Source organism: Leifsonia sp. 2MCAF36 (assembly GCF_052115525.1).
Lineage (GTDB): Bacteria > Actinomycetota > Actinomycetes > Actinomycetales > Microbacteriaceae > Leifsonia.
This window is the reverse complement of sequence record NZ_JBFRGV010000008.1, coordinates 144204-166440: the sequence shown is the minus strand read 5'-3', so window position 1 is coordinate 166440 and position 22237 is coordinate 144204. Positions and strand designations below refer to the sequence as shown.

The 22237-nt window shown below is 66.1% G+C and carries 14 protein-coding genes; 9 read left to right on the top strand and 5 right to left on the bottom strand.

What is annotated here, in order from left to right:
• Positions 1-2: 2 nt before the first annotated feature.
• Complete coding sequence (locus AB4079_RS13750) at positions 3-3563, bottom strand: GH32 C-terminal domain-containing protein (protein WP_441787868.1); 3561 nt, start codon at positions 3561-3563, stop codon at positions 3-5.
• Positions 3564-3713: 150 nt separating this feature from the next.
• Positions 3714-5384, bottom strand: coding sequence for an alpha-amylase family protein (locus AB4079_RS13745; protein ID WP_441787867.1), 1671 nt, complete (start codon positions 5382-5384; stop codon positions 3714-3716).
• A gap of 133 nt (positions 5385-5517) precedes the next feature.
• Between AB4079_RS13745 and AB4079_RS13740 the strand changes: the two genes are divergently transcribed.
• The 3 genes from AB4079_RS13740 to AB4079_RS13730 all read left to right on the top strand — a co-directional run bounded on the left by AB4079_RS13740 (position 5518) and on the right by AB4079_RS13730 (position 7837).
• Positions 5518-5889, top strand: coding sequence for a hypothetical protein (locus AB4079_RS13740; RefSeq protein ID WP_441787866.1), 372 nt, complete (start codon positions 5518-5520; stop codon positions 5887-5889).
• A gap of 130 nt (positions 5890-6019) precedes the next feature.
• Complete coding sequence (locus AB4079_RS13735; protein WP_441787865.1) at positions 6020-7333, top strand: MFS transporter; 1314 nt, start codon at positions 6020-6022, stop codon at positions 7331-7333.
• Positions 7334-7681: 348 nt separating this feature from the next.
• Positions 7682-7837, top strand: coding sequence for a hypothetical protein (locus AB4079_RS13730; protein WP_441787864.1), 156 nt, complete (start codon positions 7682-7684; stop codon positions 7835-7837).
• Positions 7838-8014: 177 nt separating this feature from the next.
• Here the strand turns inward: AB4079_RS13730 and AB4079_RS13725 are convergent, their stop codons facing one another.
• The gene (locus AB4079_RS13725) at positions 8015-8407 is read right to left on the bottom strand and encodes a winged helix-turn-helix transcriptional regulator (protein WP_441787863.1); all 393 of its coding nucleotides are present in this window, start codon (positions 8405-8407) and stop codon (positions 8015-8017) included.
• Between the two features lie 92 nt (positions 8408-8499).
• Between AB4079_RS13725 and AB4079_RS13720 the strand changes: the two genes are divergently transcribed.
• Positions 8500-9366, top strand: coding sequence for an SDR family oxidoreductase (locus tag AB4079_RS13720; RefSeq protein ID WP_441787862.1), 867 nt, complete (start codon positions 8500-8502; stop codon positions 9364-9366).
• A gap of 410 nt (positions 9367-9776) precedes the next feature.
• Here AB4079_RS13720 and AB4079_RS13715 read toward each other — a convergent pair whose 3' ends face one another.
• Complete coding sequence (locus AB4079_RS13715) at positions 9777-13451, bottom strand: family 78 glycoside hydrolase catalytic domain (RefSeq protein ID WP_441787861.1); 3675 nt, start codon at positions 13449-13451, stop codon at positions 9777-9779.
• Between the two features lie 480 nt (positions 13452-13931).
• Here AB4079_RS13715 and AB4079_RS13710 point away from each other — a divergent pair, with 480 nt between their 5' ends.
• Positions 13932-16748, top strand: a complete 2817-nt coding sequence (locus tag AB4079_RS13710; RefSeq protein ID WP_441787860.1) for a discoidin domain-containing protein — start codon at positions 13932-13934, stop codon at positions 16746-16748.
• 72 nt (positions 16749-16820) lie between these two features.
• Here AB4079_RS13710 and AB4079_RS13705 read toward each other — a convergent pair whose 3' ends face one another.
• Positions 16821-17852, bottom strand: a complete 1032-nt coding sequence (locus AB4079_RS13705; RefSeq protein ID WP_441787859.1) for a LacI family DNA-binding transcriptional regulator — start codon at positions 17850-17852, stop codon at positions 16821-16823.
• Between the two features lie 135 nt (positions 17853-17987).
• Between AB4079_RS13705 and AB4079_RS13700 the strand changes: the two genes are divergently transcribed.
• Genes AB4079_RS13700 through AB4079_RS13685 form a run of 4 tightly spaced genes read left to right on the top strand, consistent with a single transcriptional unit; the run spans position 17988 to position 22173 of the window.
• Entirely contained in the window at positions 17988-19277 is a 1290-nt protein-coding gene (locus tag AB4079_RS13700; protein ID WP_441787858.1) for an ABC transporter substrate-binding protein, read from the top strand.
• Between the two features lie 17 nt (positions 19278-19294).
• Entirely contained in the window at positions 19295-20230 is a 936-nt protein-coding gene (locus AB4079_RS13695; protein ID WP_441787857.1) for a carbohydrate ABC transporter permease, read from the top strand.
• Positions 20231-20232: 2 nt separating this feature from the next.
• A complete protein-coding gene (locus tag AB4079_RS13690; RefSeq protein ID WP_441787856.1) occupies positions 20233-21126 on the top strand; it encodes a carbohydrate ABC transporter permease in 894 nt (297 codons plus the stop codon).
• Between the two features lie 3 nt (positions 21127-21129).
• Positions 21130-22173, top strand: a complete 1044-nt coding sequence (locus tag AB4079_RS13685; protein ID WP_441787855.1) for a hypothetical protein — start codon at positions 21130-21132, stop codon at positions 22171-22173.
• Positions 22174-22237: the final 64 nt, after the last annotated feature.

Below are 22237 nucleotides of genomic sequence, written 5' to 3'. Positions count from 1 at the left end.
ACTTACCGGGTCGGTGCCCAGGGACCGCTCGCGATGCCGGGCGCCTGATTCCGGCTGTTCCAGCGGGCGGTGTACTTCTGCCCGTTGTACAGGACGACGTCGCCGGCATTGAAGATGCGGGTCGGCGTCCAGATGGCGGTCCCGTCGGGTGCTGTCGCGATCTCCTGCCACGGGCCGGTCGCGGATCCGGGCGTATCATTTCGGCTCGACCAGGCGGCCTGGAAGACCTTGCCCTGGTAGACGGCCTGATCGCCGGCTTGGAAGATCCGGGAGGCGGTCCACACGGGTTTTCCGGCTTCGGTCATTGCGAGCTGTTGCCATGCCCCGTAGACGTTGCTGCCGGGCACCTCGGCTTTCGTCGCCCATGCTGCGGTGTACACCAGGCCGTTGTAGCTGACCGTCGCACCCGCGGCATACGCGGTCGCCTTGTTCCAGGTGGCCGGGAGCAGGACGGTGACGGTGACCGAGGTGCTCGCCGGGGCCAGGTTGCTGTTGCCGAGGTAGGTGGCGGTCAACGCGTGGGTTCCGGCGGACAGACCGACGGGGAGGGTGAATGTCGCCTGCCCGTTGGTCACGGCCGCGGTTCCTCGATCGGTGCTCCCTTCGGTGAGCTGGACCTGGCCACTGACGGCTGCCACCGCGGACGTCACCCGGACCGCCAGTGTGGCCGCGGTCCCCCACGGTGCGGAGACCGCCGGTGCCGAGAGGGTCGCCGTGCCGGGCGCGACGGAGAACGTCTGGGTGACCGAGCTGGCGGCGGCGTAGTCGCGGTCGCCGGTCTGCGCCGCGGTCACCGAGCAGGTGCCGGCGCCGGTCAGGTGTACGAGGCTGCCGCTGACAGTGCAAGCGCCGCTTGCGGTCAACGACACCGGCAGGCCGGAGGACGCAATGGCGCTCACGGGGAAGTCCGCATCGCCGAGGGTGCGATCGGGGATGGCAGCGAAGGCGATGCTCTGGCTGCCGCCCCACATCGCATCCTGCAACGGGGTGACCGTCGCGCTGTCGAGCTGGGCGGTTCCACCTGCCGCATAGAGGGCGATTCCGCTGCTCGAGTCGCTGGGGAAGACCTGGTCGGTGATCGCGCGGATGCCGCCTTGCGCGAACACTTCGACTGAGGACTTGTCCAGATAGATCTGCAGATGAATTCGTCCGTTCACGAGCGAGACGGGAGCGGCATCCACCGACGGGAACGCAGGATTGAACCCGACGTTGCCGGACGACCGCCGGTCGACGGCAAGCTTTCCTGTCGTCGTGTCGTAGACGACGGGGGTTCCCTCGGAGCCGTCGCTCGAACGTCGCACAACGAGTCCGAACTGCGTAGCCGTGCCCTGCGAAATCGTGGCGTCGATCCTCGCCACGTCGGCATTCGCTGCCGACGGGAGCGGCGTCGTGCCTTCTGGCACTCCGGAAGGTGCAGCCGTGTACACCTGGCTGCTCAGACCGAGCGCGTCGAGCTGTTGAACGGGGGTCAGGACGAGCCTCGGCTGGCCGCCGACGGTCTTCAGCTGGACGTCTCGCGGGAGGGACATGGCGCTTCGCCATGGTGTCGTCGGGATGTCGTTGCCGTAGTCCCAGTTGTTCATCCAGCCGATCATCACCCGCTCGCCGGACGCAACGCTGTTGAAGCTGTTCGCCGCGTAGAAATCGCGGCCCCAGTCGACCCAGTTGTAGCTTTGCAAACGGGGCAGTTTCGCACTGTCAGAGAACATGAACTGGTCCGCGTTCACGTGCCCCCAACCTGTGGTGTTGTCGTCCACGAGTTCGATCGTGGCCTGCTGCCCGATCAGGTCGCTCACGTTCCAGGACGCCCAGTCGAGGTTCTCGGCGTTGGATCCCGTCGCGGTACGAACGACCTGGCCGTTGACGATGAGGTCGACGGCGGTCTCCGTGCTGCCGTGCGGCTGTGCCGGGGTATCAGCCAGAACGACGTTGTCCACGGCGATCGACCCCCAGCCTCCTGTCGCCTGGTCGTTCACGCGAAGCTGGGCTTGCTGTCCCTGGTAGGCGCTGAGGTCCCAGCTCTGCCAGTTGAGGTCGCCGTCGTTCTTGCCTGCCGCCGACTCGACGACCGTTCCGCCGACGAGCAGCTCCACGCCGAGAGTCTGTCCCGTGTCGGGGGTCCGGTTGCCTCCGCTGAGCAGCATGCTCAGGTAGCGCTTGTCGATGGTGAACGACGGCGATGTCATCGTCCCCTGGTTCGCGTCGCCGTTAGGGCCGCCGAGGAAAGAGTTCAGCTCCTTCTGGCCGAGGTATCCCGTGCCGCCTCCCGTGCTGGGGTTGAGCGAAGGGGTGAAGTCTCCTGTGAGCGTCCACCCGTGGTCCGTGATCGATTGGCCGTCCGGGTATTCGAACCCGTTGAAGAGCAGTTCGCTCCCGGCTGGGGCATCGTTCCCGGGTTGCACGCCGTCGACATGCGGGTGGTTGCCGCCGCCGACGAGGAAGTTGATGTAGTCGTTGCCGATGGTGAACGTGGGCGAGGACAAGGTTCCGGTCGTTGCGTCCTGGCCGTGGAAGCTGTTGGCGAACCCACTCCCGTTGAACCCTGTCACCGCTTGCTGGCCGTCAACGGCGCCTGAGGCCGGACCCGAGCCGAAAGCGGTACCGGTCGATGTCCAACCGTCGAAGTTGGATCCGTTGAAACCTGCGAACGTCGAACCGTCGGGCAACGCGGAGTCGTCAACCGTGTCGTGCGAGGTGAAGGTGGTGCCGTCGAAATCGCCCACGAAGTATTGCTCGCCGGAGCCCCCGGCCACAGCGCCGGGGTTGATTCCCACGGTGAGGACCCATTCGGCCTTGCCGGGGTCCCCGTCGAGGTTGAGCGGGAAGAGGTCTGGAGTCTCCCACACGCCCCCGGTCGCGTTCGCGGGACCGAAATCACTGAGATGGGTCCACGACCTGAGGTCAGCGCTCTTGTAGAGCACCACTTGGTGCTGCGTCGCCTCGACCGCGGTCATCACCCAATACGACCCCGATGGTCCGGAGTACCAGAAGACCTTCGGATCGCGGAAGTTGCCGGAGTTCCGGTTCAGAACGGGATTCCCGGAGTATTTCGTCCAGGTCTGACCCTGATCAAGGCTGTACGCCAGGGACTGCGCCTGAAGGCCGTTGTCGGGTCCGGACTTGTATGCGCTGGTGAAGATGGCAACGAGCGGCGGGTTGCCGGGCGTGCCGAAACCGGAGGTGTTGTCGGTATCCGCCACCACACTGCCCGAGAAGATGTCCTCGACGGAGTCATTGGGGATCGCAAGCGGTTGCTCGGTCCAGTGCACGAGGTCGGTGCTCGTGGCATGTCCCCAGCTCATGTTCCCCCACGTGTTTCCAGACGGGTTGAACTGGTAGAAGAGGTGGTAGACGCCCTTGTAGTACACCATCCCATTCGGATCGTTCATCCAGTTCGTGGCGGGGGTGTAGTGGACCTGCGGCCGGTACAGCTGGCTCGCCTCGGGAGCTGGGCCAGCGTCCGAACTCGCGGCCGCGGCGGGGGCCATTTGGTTGGCGATGAGCGCCGTAGCGATGATGCCGGACGCGAGCCAGGTCGGCCAGTGGCCCCTTTGCCTTTTCACGATAGGACGCCCTTCGGGTATGACAACGTTGTCGTAGGCGAGAAGCTACCACGGTTCATACGCTGTCCGCAATGAATTCTCGGTCGCGCTAGGAGCCCACGTCTCTCGACACCGTTGTCAAGCTCGGCGGGGACTCATCCACCGGCACGACTAGTACAGGCCGGTGTCGTCCCGTGCGGTGAGTCGCAACCAGCGGTACCCGTAACCGTCGAGCGACACGGTGAGCGTGTTGCCCTCGAGGGGTACGTGTGCGTCGGTGAACACGTCGGTGAGTCTGCGGTCCTCGTGGGCGACGGGCAGTGGGAGCTGCACCTCCCGCGGTTCGGACGCAAAATTGTGCACTGCGATGATCACTCGGTCACCCATCGTGAGGGTGTGCGCCAAGACCGCCTTGTCGGGCTGCTCCAGAACGTCGAACGCGCCCCAACCGAACTCGCTTCCGTTGCGGTAGTGGCGAATGAGGGTGCGCACAAAAGCGAGCAGCGAGTCCGGATCCCGTCGCTGTTGGGCGACGTTGACGTGCTCAGGCCCGAATCCGCCCGGCGTAACGGCGTTGCGAAGCTTCGCGGTCGGTGCGGTCGAGAAGCCGCCATTCCGGTCGGCGTTCCATTGCATCGGGGTGCGAACGGACATCCGGCCGCCGACGTCGAGATTTTCGCCCATCCCGATTTCTTCTCCGTAGAAGAGCACGGGTGTCCCCGGGAGGGAGAACATCAGGCTGTAAACCATGCGGATTCTGCGTGGATCGCCCTGGAGCATGGGGGGAAGTCTGCGCACCAGGCCGCGGTCGTAGACCTGCATCCGTTTTTCTGGACCGAAGGCGGCGAACACTTCGGCGCGTTCCTTCTCGGTGAGCTTGTCGAGGGTGAGTTCGTCGTGATTGCGCACGAAGTTCGCCCATTGGATGTCCGGCGAGCCCTTGGGGCGGCTCAGGAGCGCTTTCTCCAGGGGGCGTGCGTCGCCGCGGGCCAGCGACAGGTACAGCTTCTGCATGCTGATGAAGTCGAACTGCATCGTGAGTTCGTTGCCTTCGCTGCCGCCGAAGAAGGTGTTCTGCTGCTTTCGGTCGAGGTTCACTTCGCCCAGGAGGATCGCCTGCCCCGATCTCCGGTCGAGGAACGATCGCAGGTGGCGAAGGTAAGCGTGCGGGTCCGGCAGGAGCTTCTTGCCGTCGACGATGCCGGTCGTGTCCAGGAGGAACGGCACGGCATCCACCCGGAATCCGGACACCCCCAACTGCACCCAGAACCCGACGACCTTGGCGATCTCATCGCGCACCCGCTCGTTCGTGATGTTGAGGTCTGGCTGCTGGCGGTAGAACACGTGCTGGTAGTACTGACCGGCCTTCTCGTCGTATTGCCAGTCACTGGTCTCCTGATCGGGGAAGACCGGTTCGGGCTGACGTTCGGGCGGTTCATCGCGCCACACGTAGAAGTCCCGGAACGGCGAGTTGCGGCTCGCGCGCGCGGCCTTGAACCAGGGATGCTTGTCGGAGGTGTGATTGACGACGAGGTCCACGATGACGCGCATCCCGCGATCCTCGGCGATCCGGATCACTTCCACAAAATCCCCGAGATCCCCGAGCCGCCGATCCACACCCAGAAAGTCCGAGATGTCGTAGCCGTCGTCCCGGTCGGGCGACGGGTAGAACGGCATCAGCCACAGGCACGTGACGCCAAGCTCCGCCAGGTAGTCGAGCCGGCTCGCGAGACCGCCGAGATCTCCGATCCCGTCGCCGTCGCCATCCATGAAAACCTCGACATCGAGGCAGTAGATGACGGCGCTCTTCCACCACAAGTCGCTGGTATCGCTGACCTTCATCGCTTCTCCACCGCCGCATCTCCCGTCGGTCCGGACGCCCCGCTCCGTGTTCACGCTATCGGCAGGTGTTGTCGGTGGTCTATCTTGGTAGGCCAACTCACGCGGTAGCCTTCATCGACGACTGGGGGATCGGATGTCGGTATCGGAGCGCGGCGTCACCGTCGCGAAGGCGGTGACCCGCTACCGGCGAAACACCATCGCGGCGAACATTCTCGTTGCGATCGCCGCCCTCATGCTGGCGCTCATGGCGGCGGCCGACGCCTACCTCCTCACTCAGTGGAACTTCGTGGCGCGGATGTTCATGCTCGGTGGGCTCCTCGTGGTCGGCTGCATCCCACTCGTCCTGGTGATCATCGCCGTCTCGCTGCGGCCGTACTGGGTGACCTTCATCGCCCTCGGCGTCGTCGGGTCGGCGATCCTCGCGACGCTGCTGATCGTCTGGTTTGTGCCCGACTCGCCCTACCCGTACCCGGAAGTCTCGTGGTGGCGGCGGGGATCTTCCTGACGGGCGCTGGCTCCAACATCCCCAATCAGCGCAATCCGTCGATGCGTCCGCATCGGTCGTAGCCATGCCCACCTGATCGGGTCCATGATGCCTGGGTGACGAGCCGAAATGAACCGTTCGGTCGCGGGTCATGAATCCCGCGGCTCGCCGCGTGCAGCGCGTCTACCTCACCTTGATGCTCGGCAACACGCTTGCCGCGTCGTTCATCTGGGGCATCAACACGCTCTTCCTGCTCGACGCAGGGCTCTCGAACTTCGAGGCATTCGCCGCGAACGCGTTCTTCACCGCCGGCATGGTGATCTTCGAGATCCCGACGGGCGTCGTCGCCGACACGGTCGGACGGAAGGCGTCGTACCTGCTGGGAACGATCACCCTGTCGGTGACCACCGGCCTGTACTGGATGCTGTGGCTCTGGCACGCCCCGTTCGTCTGGTGGGCGATCGTGTCGGCACTGCTCGGCCTGGGCTTCACGTTCTTCTCCGGCGCGGTGGACGCCTGGCTCGTCGACGCGCTGGCATTCGCAAAGTATTCCGGGAGTCTGGAGGCCGTGTTCGGGCGCGGCCTGGTCGTCACGGGGATCTCGATGTTCGCCGGATCGGTTCTCGGCGGGATCATCGCTCAGGCGACCAATCTGGGCGTGCCGTTCCTGCTGAGAGCCGGGGTGCTGATCGTCATGCTGGTGTTCGCCGCCATCGTGATGAAAGACCTCGGCTTCACGCCCGACCACTCGATGGGGCCGGTCGCGGCGACCAGGAACGTGCTGAAGCAATCGATCGATCACGGGCTGCGCAAACGGTCGGTGCGCTGGGTGATCCTGTCGGCGCCGTTCGCCTCCGGCGTCGGCATCTACGCCTTCTACGCCCTGCAGCCATATCTGCTGGAGCTCTACGGAGACAAGACCGCGTACTCGATCGCCGGGCTCGCCGCAGCCATCCTGTCGTTGGCGCAGGTCGCGGGCGGTGTGCTCGCCCCGCGCATCCGGAGGCTGTTCGCGAAGCGCACCACGACAGTGATCGGGGCATCACTGGCGAGCATCCTGATTCTCGTGGCGCTGGGGGTGACCAGCCTCTTCTGGCTCGCGGTCGCCTTCCTGGTGATCTGGGGTTTCGTGTTCGCGGTGGCCGGGCCGGTTCGTCAGGCCTACCTGAACGACATGATCCCGTCGAAGCAGCGTGCGACCGTCCTGTCATTCGATTCGCTGTTCGGCAGCCTCGGCGGGGTCTTCATCCAGCCTGCGCTCGGGCGCGCGGCCGACCTCTGGGGTTACGGCACGTCGCTCGTCATCGGCGGAGCAGTCGAGCTGATCGGCATCCCATTCCTGTTCGCCAGCCGGCGCCAGAAGGACCCGGCTGATACCAGTACGGTGCAGTCGGACGCGGCGCCGGTCAAGCCGGGGGCTGGAGCGGCAGCCGACCCGGATGCGGCTGGGCCGCGGCCATTGTGAAGCTCCGTTCTCGGACTGATCGGGCCGCCGCGGAGCCTGAGTCCTGACAGCCCGCGACGCTCGCGCGCGATGATCAGATCCCGCGCGGCGCACGGGGTGGCTGGGGACCCACCCCCACCGCGCGCGAGTTTCATTTTGACCCGAGGGAACCTGAAAGATCAGCCGCCTTAAGTCTTGCCAAGCTAGCCATCGCGAGGGACACTGTTCGGACTCGGCGCTTCCAGCGCACTGGCGTCCGGGGCGTGTCGACAACCTCGGGAGGCAAACATCGTGGCCATCCATGCAGCAGTAGAGCACGAACCACACGCCGACGAATTGGCGCCTGTCCCGTATCTGCGAAGTGGGCAGATGATCTCGCTCGTCCGCTGGAACCGCGTCGCCGGCGACTGGACGTACACGACCCTCGTGGTCGAGTACGCCGGCCGCGACGAGAACACCTGGCAGGTCATCGCGCAGGGCCAGCCGATGATCCTCGACCGGGCCGAGTGGGCGATCTTCAACTGACATCTTGGGTGCTGCTGATAGAGGAACATCACGATCGTTTTTGAAGTCGAGGGGCATCTATGGTCGGCCGACCTTCACGGGCGCGTGTTCCCGTGTGGGCGCAGCGCCTTCCGTCGGCGCTGCGACCCCGGAAGACGTGCGTGCATCGACTGACGGGGTCAGCTGAATTCCCTCGCTTCAAACGGCAGGCAACGCCGCCGGTTGGGTGCTCAGGATGTCGTCGGCGTTGTCCGTGATCCACGACATCAGCGGTAGCAGGTGGCCGGTGACGTCCCGGCCCCGCTCGGTGAGGCTGTAGTCGACGCGGGGCGGGATGGTGGGCTGGGCCGTGCGCAGGACGAAGCCGTCTTTCTCGAGCGTGCGGAGGGTCTGCGCGAGCATCTTCTCGCTGATGCCCTGAACGGTCCGGCGTAGTTCGCCCCAGCGCAGGTCGCTCTGCGACAGCGCGACGAGGATCAACACACCCCAGGTGCTCGTCACGTGGTTGAGCACGATCCGGCTGGGACACGCCGACGGCAGCACCCCATCGGTGAAGCCGTACCCGTTCAGCGACTGAAAACCGGTGTCCATGTAAGTAACTTACCAGAAAGTGGGTACCTTCCGTCGGGAAGTTTCACGTGGAATGGCGAGTTGCCGCCAGTGACAACCGAAAGGAACCCACCATGACCATCGTCATCACCGGAGCCACCGGCCACCTCGGCAAGCTCGTCATCGACTCGCTTCTGCAGCGCGGCGTCCCCGCCTCCGACATCCGCGCCCTGGGGCGAAACGCCGACCGTCTCGCCGCACTCCGCGCGCTGGGTGTCGAGACCCGGGTCATCGACTTCGAGCGACCGGAGACCCTCGACGACGCCTTCCGCGGCGCCGACGTCCTGCTGCTGGTCTCCAGCTCCGAGGTCGGCCAGCGCGTGCCGCAGCACCGCAACGCGATTGAGGCGGCCACCCGCGTGGGCGTCGGCCGACTGGTCTACACGAGCGCGGCGAAGGCGACAGAAAGCACGCTCGTGCTCGCTCCGGAGCACGCCGAGACCGAGCGGCTTCTCGCCGACTCCGGTCTGACGGTCACCGTGCTGCGGAACAACTGGTACAACGAGAACTACCTCGGCACGCTCGAGACGGCGGCGGCGACCGGTGAGATCGTGGGAAGCGCTGGCGACGGTCGCGTCGCGAGCGCCGCACGGGCCGACTACGCCGAAGCCACCGCCACCGTGCTCGTCACCCCGGGCCACGAGGGCGCCGTCTACGAGCTGAGCGGTGACACCGCGTGGACGTTCCCCGAGCTGGCCGAGGTCGCCAGCGACCTGCTGAGCCGCGACGTCGTCTACCGCTCTGTGACCCCGGAGGAACACGGCAGCATCCTGACCGGCGCGGGCCTCGACGAGGGCACCGTTGGCTTCGTCGTGACGCTCGACGGCAACATCCGTGACGGCGAGCTGGCCGACGCCACCTCGACGCTGCGCGAGCTCATCGGTCGGCCGACGACGACCCTGGCGGAGACCCTCGAGCAGGCACGCGAAGCGGCGGCCTGAGCGCCCACCACCCCGCCGGCGCCGCTGCGCCTGTCCGTGCCGGCGGGGCGGTGGAGGTCGCTGTGAGAGCGGTAGGGATTCGGCGGCGGCAGCCCACGAAGGCCCCGGCGTCCGCAGCTTCATTCACTACCTCGCATCCCAGGCTGGGCTGCAGCCTGCCCCCCTGACAACGCTCTCTTGCGGATCGCATAGAACATCTTCCGCGCGATCCCGTGCTCCAGGCAGGACCGCGATCGCCCCCTTCGGAGGTCTCGCCCCACGGCCCCTGAAGCCCGGCGCGCGCCGACAGTCGGCAAGAGACCGGCGTGTTCACTGCTTTCGTAGCTGATGGTGGTTCGCGGTGCGGCAGGACATTGTTGGCGACCGAGCTGATTGGTGGTCGCGACGTACTGAAACTGGGTGGCCTCCGACTATGGCCGGGAGAGGGCGCCCTTGATGGGTTCACCGTTGCGCAGCCATTGGTAGGCCAGCGCCGTCGGCTGGGGGGACCAGCTGCCATCGTGCGCCGTCAGGGTCTGGCCGACACGGGGAATGCCGGTGGTTGAGGGGGCCACGCGCGATGTGAGGCTGCTGACGCCGCCGATGAAGCGGTAACTGCCGGGCTTGACCGAGTACACGGCGTAGGTGTTGTCACCGGACGTTTCGTCGCGGACGAAGGTGGCCCCGGTGGGGGCGCTGACGCCCTTGCCGAGGGTCGGCACCCAGACTTCGGCGGAGGTGTTGGCCGGGACCGCGACATCCAGCTTGAGCGACCCATCCGCGCTTTTCGTCCACTCGCTGGTGATTGCGCCGTGAGGGGTCTGGCGGTTGCCGGCGACGTGGGTAAGTGTTCCGACGGGCTGGGGCTTGATGACGATTTTGTCGAAGCCCGTGGAGTCCGTCGCTTGCTGGATACCGGCCAGGCCGGCGCTGAACCATTCGTCGACCTGCAGCAGGATCATGTGATTCTGCGAGCCGGCCATGTCCCAGGATTCGGGGATCGTCGTTCGGCCCGCCGAGACGAAGTTGGCGTAGCTCGGCGCTGACGGCTCCTGCAGCACGTCCCAGAGCACCTTGCTCCGACCGTTCTCCATGAGCACCTCATAGGTCGGCTGGAGCCCGACCTCGCCGCCGGACATGTGCGGGCCGGTGCCGTTCGCACCGGGGTGGTAGGCGTAGATGCGTGCCTCCAGGTCGTCGAGCACCGACTGCTTCGCGGCAGCCGGGACGATCCCCATCACCAATGGCAGGGCGTCGAGGGTCTGGGATCCCGTGGTGCCGCCCGATCCGGCGTTGGTGTACGACCCGGTTCTCGGGTTGAAGAAGGCGGCATTGAAGGAGTCCGCCAATTGGGAGGCCAGGTTGCGGTAGGCGGAAGCATCGTCGTCGTGGCCGAGTTCGGTGGCCATCTGCGCCATGTCTGAGGCGATCATGTAGAGGCCGTACGTGCCCGTGGCATCCTTCGGCGTTGTCGTGTCGCCGGCGATCCAGTCGCCTAGCCCGCTGACCAGTAGGCCGTTGGAGATTTGCGCTTGCACGTAGGCGACGTAGTCCTGCATCGGCTTGTAGTACTGGCGCATTGTCTGGGTGTCGCCGTAGCTCTTCCAGAGCTCGTACGGTGTCAGGACGAACGCGCCGCCCCAGTTGACGTCATCACGGTAGCCGCCGCCGAAGTTCGGGAACTCGGGCGCCGTTCCCGGGATGAGCCCGCTGGGCTGCTGCGACTCGAGCATGTTCTGCTCGGTTCCGCGCAGCAAGGCGGAGACGTCGAAATCCGAACGGATCGCGCCCATCGACTGAATCATGTCGGCGAGCCAGCCGAGCTTCTCGCGGGTGGGGCAGTCGGTGAAGATGGACTGCATGTTGGAGCGGATCGAGTACTCCGCCATCGAGTGGATCTGATTGATCAGCGCGTCGCTGGTGGTCACATCGCCGCCCGAGGGCACGTCAGCGTTCGTTTGGAGGCCCACGAGAGTGTTCTTATCCGGAGTGAAGTCGGCCGGCAGCCCGGTCACCTGCACGTACTGGAACCCGTGATACATGAATTGCGGGGCGAACGTCTCACCGGCCGCGTCGCCAGACGTCGTGTACGTGTCGAGGATGCCCGTCGCGGAACCCGCGGACGCGGTGCTCACCGAGCCATCTCCGCTCGCTGTCTCACCGGGTGTCAGGCGGATGACCGTGCCTGCGGGAACAGCGCCCCCCGGGAGGTGCAACTGGGGCATGCCCGCGAAGTTCTGTCCGAGGTCGAAGGACCACGAGCCATCGCCGACGTGCTTGATCGTCACTGGTGTGAACGTCTTCTGCACCCGTACCGGAGGCGCTGAACGCCAGACGAGTTTCGTGTCCAGCGACGGCGGCGAAGTGATCGAGGCGTTCTCCCAGCCCGTGGTGTCCGAGAGATCAGCGCCAGGGCTGTTCCAGCCGGGCTGGGCCGCGCGCGCGTCATAGTCGGTCCCGGCGTACCAGTTGTCGGTGATTGTCGGGCCGTGCTTCACGCGCCACGTCGGGTCCGTGCTGATCGTGGCGCTGCTGCCGTCGCTATAGGTCAGCTCCAGGCGCGCGATCATGCGGGGCGACACAGTCATTTCGCCGACCGTGGGCGAGCCCGAGCCGAGCACGACAGCGCCGGAGGAATGGTTCTGCTGGAATGCGGACGACACGGTCAGCGAGGCAGTGCCGACCTCCGTCACCCTTCGTGACTCCAGTCGTGTCCCGCCGTCACCCGTGTCGACATTCACCGTGTCTCCCACCGAGTAACCGCCGACGCTGGAGAGCTTGACCGTCGTGTCGCCGACCGCCACCGACGCTGTGAGGGCGCCGGTGGGAATCGGGGTCGAGTTGAATTTCGTGTAAACGTCGGTGCGCCCGGACTCCCCGTTGGTCTGCGGATAGACATCGGTCTGCCCGTTGCCGAGTGCTACGCCGACAGTGTTGTCGCCCCTCTGAAGGAGCTTGGTGACGTCGTAGGCTCCGTATTCGGCCGAACGCAGCGGGTTGGTGACGCCTGGGTTCAGAACGGTGTCAGTCACCGGTTTGCCGTTCACCGTCGCGTCGTATGCTCCGAAGCCCGCGACGTAAAGCCGCGCGTTGGCGACGCGTTTTGCCGCGGTGAAGGGCTTCGCGAAGATCGGCAGGGGGTTGCTCCGGTCTGGGCCTTGCGGGGTCGGTTCGGCCGTAACCGTCTTGACCATGTCCGCAGAAGTCAGAGAGGACGAGGCCGCCGAAGCGCGAATCGTGAAGTCGACGGGGAATTCCGGGATCTGGCCGTCCGGCGTACGCGCGTCGGTACGCGGAAAGAGCACAATGCGGTCGAAGCTCTGGACCGTCCCGAGGTCGATCTGCACCCACTTGGACGGGCTGACATCCTGGGTTGTCGACTGCCGACTCATATAGCCGGGGCTGATGATCTTGCCATCGGTCAGCAGCTTTGTGCCGCAGCCCGGGCATGCGAACTGGTCGTAGGCGGACACACTGTGCCCCAGGGCGATGTTTGTCCCGTCCGGGGACAATACCTGCATCTCTGAAAGCGCGAGCCGCGAGACAGCGCCATAGGAGGCTTCGACGAGCGGCAACCCGAGTTTGGTCACGTCGAGACGAACGTAACGCGCACTTTGCGGGCCGACATCGACGGTCACCCCGCGGTTCAGTGGGGGCGGCGGAAGCTGGATCCACTTCGCATTCCCCCAGTCGGAGGGCGTCAGCAGACCCATCTCGAAGGTGGCCGGCAAACTCCACCCGGAGCTCTTGCCGCTGCCGTCCCAAACTCGCACTCGCCACGACACGTCCATGCGCGAGGTGAGCGACGAGCCCGCGTACGTAGCCCGCTGAGTGGACGCGGAGATCCGACCGGAGTCCCAAATCACCCGGCCCGGACCATCGGTGGCGCGCACCTCATATGCGGCCTGGCTCGCTGAAGCACCGGTACCGGTCAGCTTCCAGCTGAACGTCGGAGTCGGGTCATCGACTCCCAGCGGCTCATCGCTGCGATTGTCGATCCGCAAGCCGTTGATGCTGACCCCGGAAGGCGCACGGTCCGTTAGCGGGGTCGATTCTGCAGCGTCGGCGCCGGCGTTTCCGCCGAGGACGAGGCCGGCAATCATCATGGCTGCGACAACGGAAGGTAACCACTTGCGCGGTGTCGGTCCTCTTGTTCCAGCGAACCGGGGGGCATTTAGCGCAGTCACGAACGGCTTCTCCTCGTTGAGAATCAATATGAATCGTTTCACGGCTAGTATGCCATCCATACGAGGGAAATAGCAACCACTTTTCTCGCGATTTAGGAAAATGCAGGAAATCTTTGACAACTATTTCCTATCTTTGCCATAGTGTGCTCGACCGCGCCGATCACTCCGAGGATGGAGCAACCGAGAGCCGGGCAAAGACGGGAGCCAGCAATGAGGCGGAATACAGACGACCGGGTACAGCACAGGCGGCGGACGAGGGGCGGAGGGAGCTCACCGAACCGGCGCGCGAGGGCCGCAGGGGGAATCCTGGCCGTAACGGCGCTCGCGGCCGCGACCGCAGTCATCGGCGCGGGGACGGCGACAGCCGCGCCTGCGCAGGGTCCTGTCACGGCTGGTGTCGTGGGCGGCGGAGGCAGCCACGTCACGAAGGATGCCACGGCGAAGACGGTGACCCTGCGCGACGGCACGATGAGCATGGTGCTCTCGTACGCGGGAGGTGCACGCGTCACCTCGCTCAAGGACGAGGACACCGAGCTGCTGAACGCCGGCATCTACAGCACCGCACAGCTCGATGTCGACGGATCCACCCTCGACAGCCGGACGGCGACCGGCGACGGCACCGTGGCCACCACGGGCAACAAGGCAACCGTGTCCTTCTCGATGACCAACAGCGACGTGGACATCGAGGAGAAGTGGACCTTCGCCCTCGGCCCCGACGGAATCGACGTGTCCTCGACCCGCAGCTACCACTGGCTCGAGACCGGGAACACGAGCATCCGTCACAACGGCCAACTGGAGACGGGCTGGGCACGGGTGTGGGACGACATCCGCCGCCCCGAGGACGGCGGCGACCTGCCGATCGGCAACGCTTACACCGGAACGAACAACTTCTTCCTGTCGAAGCCCAACGACCGCTACGGCGTCGAGGAGGGACAGTTCGTCTTCCTCTCCAACGACCGCAAGCAAGGGCTGGCGGTGAGCACCAGCAGTCCGCGTTCGATCGCCAGCGAGTTCTCCTACACCGGTGACGGCAACACCTATCAGGAGACCCAGCTGCAGTCCAGCGGAACGTGGGCCTACACCGCCGGATCGTCGGCCTCCGGGCTCATCTACGGCGGCCACTCGTCGAACCTGACGAACGCCGTCATCTACTCGCCGGTCACGACGGCACAGGACCAGCAGGATACCGCGTCCTTCCGGTTCGCTCCGGCCGACTACGACGCTTACGCGGGTCTCGGCGGCCAGGTGAACGGCGTGAAGGACACGACCGCGTTGAGTTCGCTGATCAACGAGTTCGGTCGTTCCGGCATCATCGACAAGGGCTACGGGATGTCCACCGTCGGCCTGCGTTACCCCGGTGTCGGACCGTACGACATGGTCTACGCCGACCGCACGGTCCTCGGCCTCTACGACCCGGCGACCACCGCCTCCCAGCAGAACCTGCTGACCTGGTTCAAGGATGTCGCCCAAGGCTCCGACGGCCACATGAAGGGCCGCGCATTCCACCGCGACCAGACCTGGACCGCCAATCAGCTTTTCGATGCCGACCCGTCTTACGCCCTGGCGGTGTCGGACATGTACCAGTACGGCGGTGACACCTCCTGGCTCGCAGGTATGCGCGGCTCGGTGGAGTCAGCGCTCGGCTACATGCTGACCAACCAGTACGCCAACGCCGACGGCATGTTCCACAACGACACCCTCGACTGCACCAAGCAGCACGGCTTGCGCGAGTGGAACGACGCCTACTACGTCAAGTACGAGAGCGGCTACGTCAACGAGCTGATGTACGGCGCTCTGGACAAATGGGCCGCACTGGAGCGCGACGTCTTCCACGACACCGCCAAGGCGGACTCGTACGCGCAGACCGCTGCCGCTCTGAAGGCGACGTTCAACAAGAACACCGCCGACGGCGGCCTCTGGGACCCGGCCACCGGGATGTTCGCCTACTGGCGCTGCCCCGACGGCACCGCCCAGGGAGCGACGTACCACACGCAGCTCAACCTGCAGGCGATCACCTACGGCCTGGTGGACCTCCCACGCGCAAAGACAATCCTCGCCGGCATCGACACCCTCGTGGCCAAGAACCACCTCGGAATGATCCCGCAGAACTTCATCCCGATGAAGGCGAACGTCGAGGATTGGACAGGGGATCACTTCCAGACCGGCCTCGAGGACGGCGTGATCTACCCTCTAATGACCGAGGAGTACATGCGCGCGGCCGCCCTGGTGGGCGAGCGCTCGCAGTCGCTCGACTACCTGAACAACACCCTCGCCCGGTACACGAAGGACGGCTTCAACGGTTACAGCTTCATGGACTGGCAGCTGAACCCGCACACCGGTGAGGCGTGGTTCCCGTCGAACGCGAACGGAGCCACCGGTCTGTTCTCGGACGTGCTCGGCATCCAGCCCACGGCAGGCGGCGTCACCATCGCACCCAACATCCCGGCGTCGATGAACGGCACCTCGGTGACCAGGACGATCCACGCGAAGGATGCGCTCACCGTCACGTACCGCGACGAACTGACGCAGGTGGTCGACTACTCTGCCACCACGCCGCAGCAGGTCACCCTGCAGTGGTCCGGCCAGACCCCCGGCATGGAATACACCGTGCGCGACGGCAACCGGACGGCGCACGCGACTGCCGACGCCATGGGTGTCGTGCGGTACTCCTACGACGCCACGGGGCACTCGCGGCACACGGTCACGCTGGCCGGAGGCGACTCCGACGGCTACGTGTGGCAGAACACCGTGCCGACCGATCTCGCCCTCGGCAAGACCGCGACGGCGACGAGCAGCCAGGAGGACGCCAACTGGGGCGTCGCCAAGGTGACCGACGGCGACGCCTTCAGCGCCGACAACACGTGGGGCTGGTCGAGCAGTGCCAACATCGCGCAGAACCACACCGAGGCGATCACCGTCGACCTCGGCTCGGCTCAGACGGTCGGTTCGGTGGAACTGGATCAGCGTGACTACGACCTGAAGGACCCGGGGACGTGCTTCCCGATCGACTTCACGATCGAGACGTCGACCGACGGCGTCACGTGGACGGCCGGGGTGACGCAGACCGGATACGCGCAGCCGAAGACCGCGGCGGGACAGAGCTTCACACTCGCCCCGCGCAGCGCACGCTTCGTCCGGGTCACAGGCACCAACCTGCGGCAGGACTCCGGCGCCTACAAGATGCAGTTCGCCGAGATCCAGGTGTTCGGGAAATAGGGCCTCCCGGATGACGGAACGGCCGGTTCGCACATAGTGCGGGCCGGCCGTTTCTCCTGCGGCGGGATCAGGTCAATCGAGAGCGGTCGACTCTCGCGGCACCAGCTGGCACTCGACCCGCTCAAGGCGCGGGGCAACGGGATCCTCGACCGCGTCCAGGAGAGTCCGAGCCGCGTGGCGCCCCACCTCGGCGAGGCTCATGTCGACGGTCGTCAGGGGCGGCCGGCTGGCCTCCACCATGACATCCCAGTTGTCGAAGCCCGTGACAGCGACGTCGTGCGGCACGCGAACCTCCGCCTCGCGGAGCGCCTCGAGCGCACCGCGGGCGATCTGGTCGCTGCCGCAGACGATGCCGTCGAACTGCGCGCCGGAGCGCAGCAGCTGGCCGACGGCTTGGCGGCCCCAGCGCTCGGTCCACTGACCGAAGAGCGGCTCGTGCACGAGCTCTCCTCCCGCCTCGGCGAGCACGGCCTGGGTGCTCGCCAGCCGGGTTGTCGATGCGGTGTCGCGCTGCGGACCGGAGATGAAGGCCAGGCGCATGCGCCCGGTCGACACGAGATGCCGGGCGGCCATGCGCGCGCCCTCGGCGTCGTCCACCGAGATCGACACGTCGTCCGGCCCGCTCGACCAGGACAGCGCGTAGACGACGGGTACCCCGGGTGCCGCGCGCAGCGGCTCGCGCGGGTAGACGCCGGCGCCGACGACGAGGATGCCGTCCACGCCGCGGCGGAGGAAGGAGTCGACATAGTGCGCCTCACGGATGGGATCGCCGCGACCGTCGACCAGTAGCAGGGCGGTGTCGCGCTCGGCGAAGAGCTCGATCACCCCCTGGAGCACCGGCACGGTGAGGCGGCCGAACTGATCCTCGATGATCACGCCGACGGCGCCCGTGGGGCCGGGCGCGAAGGCGGCGGGGCCGGGCTCGGTGTGCGGCGCCCGGTAGCCGAGGTCGGCGGCGACCTCGAGGATGCGCTGTCGTGTGTCGAGCCGCACGGAGCCGCGCCCGGAGAGCGCTTTGGAGACCGTGCTGATTGACACGCCGGCGCGCTGTGCGACCTCGGTCGCTGTGATGCGACGGGCCGCTGTCGACGGATTGTTTTCCACACGCCGACCATAGCAGAACGGAAAACTTTCTTCCACGTCAGAAAATTTTGCTACTTTCCGCAAACTTTGCAATACTGGCCTTCCGGAACACCCTCGCGGCATCATCGCCGCCCCTGACAACAATGGAGTTGAGGTATGAAGAGCACGGTCAAGGCTCTGGCCCTGGTGGCCACGGCGTCCGTCGCCATCGCCCTCGCGGGCTGCAGCGGAGGCACATCCGCCAGCACCGGATCCGCCGGTATCACGGCGAAGGACGACGGCGCGAAACTCACCCTCTGGGTCCGCCCCGGCAACGAGGCGGTCACCGATGCGGTGGTCAAGAAGTACAACCAGACCCACAAGAACCAGGTCGCGATCACCCACGTGCCCGCCGACCAGTACGTCACCAAGTATGCACAGGCATCGCAGTCGGGTTCCCTGCCCGACGTACTTGCGGCCGACCTCGTGTTCATGCCGCAGATCGTGCAGAACGGCTCCGCGCTCGACCTGACCGACCTGCTCAAAAAGTCGGGCGCCTACGGCAACCTGGCCCCGGCGCACGTTCAGGCGTCAAGCGCCAACGGCAAGGTGTACGGCGTCCCGTACGTCACCGACACCTCGCTGTATCTGTACAACAAGGACCTCTTCACCAAGGCCGGGCTCGACCCGGACAAGCCGCCGACGACGTGGGACGGGATCATCAAGGCCGCCGACGCCATCACGAAACTCGGCGACGGCATCCACGGCGCTTACATCTCGGGTGATGCCGCCGGTTCGCTCGCCTACGACTTCACGCCGACCATCTGGGCGCAGAAGCAGGAGGTCGTGAAGAAGGACGGCTCCTTCGACTTCGACAACCCGGCCACCCAGAAAGCGCTCGGCTTCTTGCACACCCTTTACGCGAACGGGGACATCCCCGCGTCGTCGAAGACGGACACCGGCGACGGGTTCTTCTCGGTCTTCGCCTCGGGAAAGGTCGGCATCAACTTCAGCGGCGGCAACGGCGTCAACACCGCCACTCTGGGCAAGGACCCCGCGTTCTCGTTCGGTCTCGCCCCCATCCCGGGCCCGGAGGACGGCCAGACGGCCACGTTCTCGGGAGGCGACGCCGCCGCGATCTCGACGCAGTCCTCGCACAAGAACGAGGCGTGGGACTTCATCGATTGGCTGACCTCGAAGGCGACCGCTTCCAACGTCTACCTGAAGCTGCCGGCTCTGTCGCCGCGCACCGACGTGGCCGTGCCGAGCAGCCTCGGTGACCAGTTCACGGTTCCGGCCCAGCTCATCAAGCATGGTCAGACATACGTGTCCACGCACTACAACGACGTGATCGCCAGCGCGCAGGGCCCGTGGCTGGAGATGTTCCAGTCCGCGGTGTTCAACGGTGTGTCGCCCGAAGTGGCGACCGCGACGGCCCAGAAAGCCGCCGACGCGATCACCAAGTGACCGAAGGGACACCGACCATGGCCGACGCCATCGCGACCGCACCCTCCCTCCGGGTCGCAGGTCGCCGAACGAACCGCAGGAGCGCGGTCGCCCGCGGGGAGGCGACGCTGGGCTGGTTGCTCGCTGCACCCAGTGCTCTGCTCATCGCGCTGTTCTTCCTGCTGCCGTTCGGGCTCACGCTCGTCATGTCGTTCTTCCAGTGGCCGACGTTCGGAACGCCGGCGCCTGCGGGGATCGACAACTACAGCCACGTGCTCAGCGATCCGAAGTTCGGCCAAGCGGCACTGTTCACGGTGCTGTACACGGTCGTGACATCAGTGCTCGGCCTGGCGGTGTCCCTCGGCCTCGCTCTGCTCGTGCGACCCCGGTTCCGGGGCCGCACGGCGGTGCGGGCGCTGCTCTTCGCCCCGGTGACCATCGGGTTCGCGCCGGCCGGCCTGCTGTGGCTGTCGATGTCGAACGTGCGCACCGGAGTCCTGCCGGCCATCGGCGCCGCGCTCGGCATCGTCCCCGTCGGCACCGACTGGTTCGCGAATACCGGCTCGACGCTGGCGATCGTGGTCGTCATGACGGTGTGGAAGACCGCCGGCTTGGCGATGCTCGTGCTGATCATCGGAATGGACTCTATCCCGCCGGAGATCTACGAGGCCGCCCGGATCGACGGCGCCCGGGGATGGACCACGCTGGTCCGCATCACCCTTCCGCTCATCGCGAAGCCCCTCTCGCTGGTGGTGCTGCTCAACCTCACCACGGCGTTCCTGGCGTTCGATCAGTTCTTCGCGATGACCAAGGGCGGTCCCGACAACTCGACCGTCACGGTCGTCTACTACCTCTATAACGCGGCGTTCGTCAGCCTGCAGCGCGGATACGCGGCGGCTGTGGCCGTCGTGATCGTGATCATCATGGCGGCGATCTCGTTCGTGCAGGTGCGCCTACAGCGTGGAAAGGCCTGACCATGTCCGTGCTCACCCAGAATCGCCGATCCGTCGCACGCGGCGGCCGCCGCCGGGCCACGTCCGACGAGCACTCGCGCAACCCGTTCCGCGTCGGCCTCGCCCTCGTCCTGGCCCTCCTGTTCGCCTTTCCCATCGTCTGGACGACCATCGGCGCCTTCAAACCGACGAGCGAAGCGAACTCGTCGCCGCCGGTCTGGTGGCCTTCGCACTTCTCGCTCGACAACTTCGCCAAGCTCGACGGCTCCGGCTCGTCCCTCCTCGGCTACGTGCTGAACTCCACCGCGGTCACCCTGATGACCGTCGTGATCACCACGGTCGCGGCGGTGTTCGCCGGCTACGCCTTCGCACGCTTCCGGTTCCCCGGCAAGAAGGCCCTGTTCGGCGTGACCGTCGGGATGCTGCTGGTGCCCTATCCGGCTCTCCTGGTCTCGCTCTTCACCGTGATGACCTGGCTGCACCTGACCAACTCGCTGTTCGGTCTCGCGCTCATCTACTCGACCTTCCAACTGCCCTTCGCGGTGTACATGATGCGCAACTCGTTCGAGAGCGTCCCCGAAGAGATCATGGAGGCCGCGGAGCTCGACGGCTGCACCAAGTTCACCGCCCTCCCCCGCGTCGTCCTCCGGCTGGTCGCCCCCGGCGTCGTGACGATCGCGCTGTTCGCCTTCCTGGCCGCCTGGAACGAGTTCCTCGCCGCCCTCGTGCTGCTGAACAACAACCCCAGCTTCACCCTGCCCATCGCGCTGCTCAACGCGCAGAACGGCCCGCTCAACACCATCGACTGGGGTGGCCTGCAAGCCGGGATCACCGTCACCATGCTGCCGTGCGTGGTCCTGTTCATCATCCTTCAGCGCTACTACGTGTCCGGCCTCGTCGCCGGTACGGGAAAGTGACCCATGACGATCATCCACCCTGCTTTCGCCACCGAGCGCATCGCTACCCCGCTTCGGGAGAACGAGCTCGCGGTGCGGCCCTCGCGCCGCGCCGGAGCCTTTGACGCACTCGCCGTGGACTGCCCGTTCGTGTTCTCGGTCGACGGCCACCAGGGGATGACCTACGTGGGCTGGGACGGGACCGGCTACCAGACCGCGCTGACCTGGAAGGGCGAGGCCGGCTGGGGGGCGGGCCATGTCGTCCTCCCGCGCGACCCGGCCAGCGAGCTGCGTCGCTACAACGCAGCCATGACCTCCATCGTCCGCGACAACGACCTCTTCTCGCCCGGCGCTCTGCGTACCTTCGACGGTTGGTACCTCTCGACCTACCACGCATATCCCGCCGCCGGCTACGAAGCCGGTCCCGGTTCGATCGGTTTCCTGCGCAGCCGGGACCTCGAGACCTGGGAGGAGACCGGCGACATCCTCCGGGCCGGCGACGGAGGTGCGTGGGAGCGCGGCGGGCTCTACAAGTCGTGGCTGCTCGAGCACGACGGCCTTTTCTACGTGTTCTACAACGCCAAGGACCACGACGAGTTCGGGTCCGTCGCGGTCCCCCCGTCGTGGGCCGAGCAGACCGGGCTCGCAGTGTCGCGCGACCTGACCAACTGGCAGCGCGTCTCCCCGGACGCGGTACTGACGACCGGCGCCCCTGGCTCCTTCGACGAGCGCTTCGCCTCCGACCCTTGCGTACTCCGCGACGGCGAGTTCTGGATCATGTTCTATTTCGGCCTCGCCGCCGACGGCCACGCCCGCGAGGGCTACGCCACCTCCCGCGACCTCCGCAATTGGGAGAAATCGGACGAAATCCTCCTGGACATCGGCCCGGTCGGCTCCATCGACTCCACCCACACGCACAAACCCGCTGTCATCTCATGGGATGGTCGCCTCGAGCACTACTACTGCGCCGTGAGCCCTCAGCGTCCCTTGCGAGTTGGCAACCATGAGCAGGCCGAACTTCGTGGAATCGCACGCGCAACCGGGCCCGTCATGTCCCGGCGGTCGTAGACGACGCGCGATCACCGAGTTCAGGCGCGAACGATACGAACAATACAGAGAGGTATTGAACGAT

What these genes read in the sequence shown, in the direction of transcription:
- AB4079_RS13740 (WP_441787866.1), top strand. Translation starts at nt 5,518, where the DNA reads ATGTCGGTATCGGAGCGCGGCGTCACCGTCGCGAAGGCGGTGACCCGC.
- AB4079_RS13725 (WP_441787863.1), bottom strand. Translation starts at nt 8,407, where the DNA reads ATGGACACCGGTTTTCAGTCGCTGAACGGGTACGGCTTCACCGATGGG.
- AB4079_RS13730 (WP_441787864.1), top strand. Translation starts at nt 7,682, where the DNA reads ATGATCTCGCTCGTCCGCTGGAACCGCGTCGCCGGCGACTGGACGTAC.
- AB4079_RS13715 (WP_441787861.1), bottom strand. Translation starts at nt 13,451, where the DNA reads ATGATGATTGCCGGCCTCGTCCTCGGCGGAAACGCCGGCGCCGACGCT.
- AB4079_RS13735 (WP_441787865.1), top strand. Translation starts at nt 6,020, where the DNA reads ATGAATCCCGCGGCTCGCCGCGTGCAGCGCGTCTACCTCACCTTGATG.
- AB4079_RS13745 (WP_441787867.1), bottom strand. Translation starts at nt 5,384, where the DNA reads ATGAAGGTCAGCGATACCAGCGACTTGTGGTGGAAGAGCGCCGTCATC.
- AB4079_RS13700 (WP_441787858.1), top strand. Translation starts at nt 17,988, where the DNA reads ATGAAGAGCACGGTCAAGGCTCTGGCCCTGGTGGCCACGGCGTCCGTC.
- AB4079_RS13690 (WP_441787856.1), top strand. Translation starts at nt 20,233, where the DNA reads ATGTCCGTGCTCACCCAGAATCGCCGATCCGTCGCACGCGGCGGCCGC.
- AB4079_RS13685 (WP_441787855.1), top strand. Translation starts at nt 21,130, where the DNA reads ATGACGATCATCCACCCTGCTTTCGCCACCGAGCGCATCGCTACCCCG.
- AB4079_RS13720 (WP_441787862.1), top strand. Translation starts at nt 8,500, where the DNA reads ATGACCATCGTCATCACCGGAGCCACCGGCCACCTCGGCAAGCTCGTC.
- AB4079_RS13695 (WP_441787857.1), top strand. Translation starts at nt 19,295, where the DNA reads ATGGCCGACGCCATCGCGACCGCACCCTCCCTCCGGGTCGCAGGTCGC.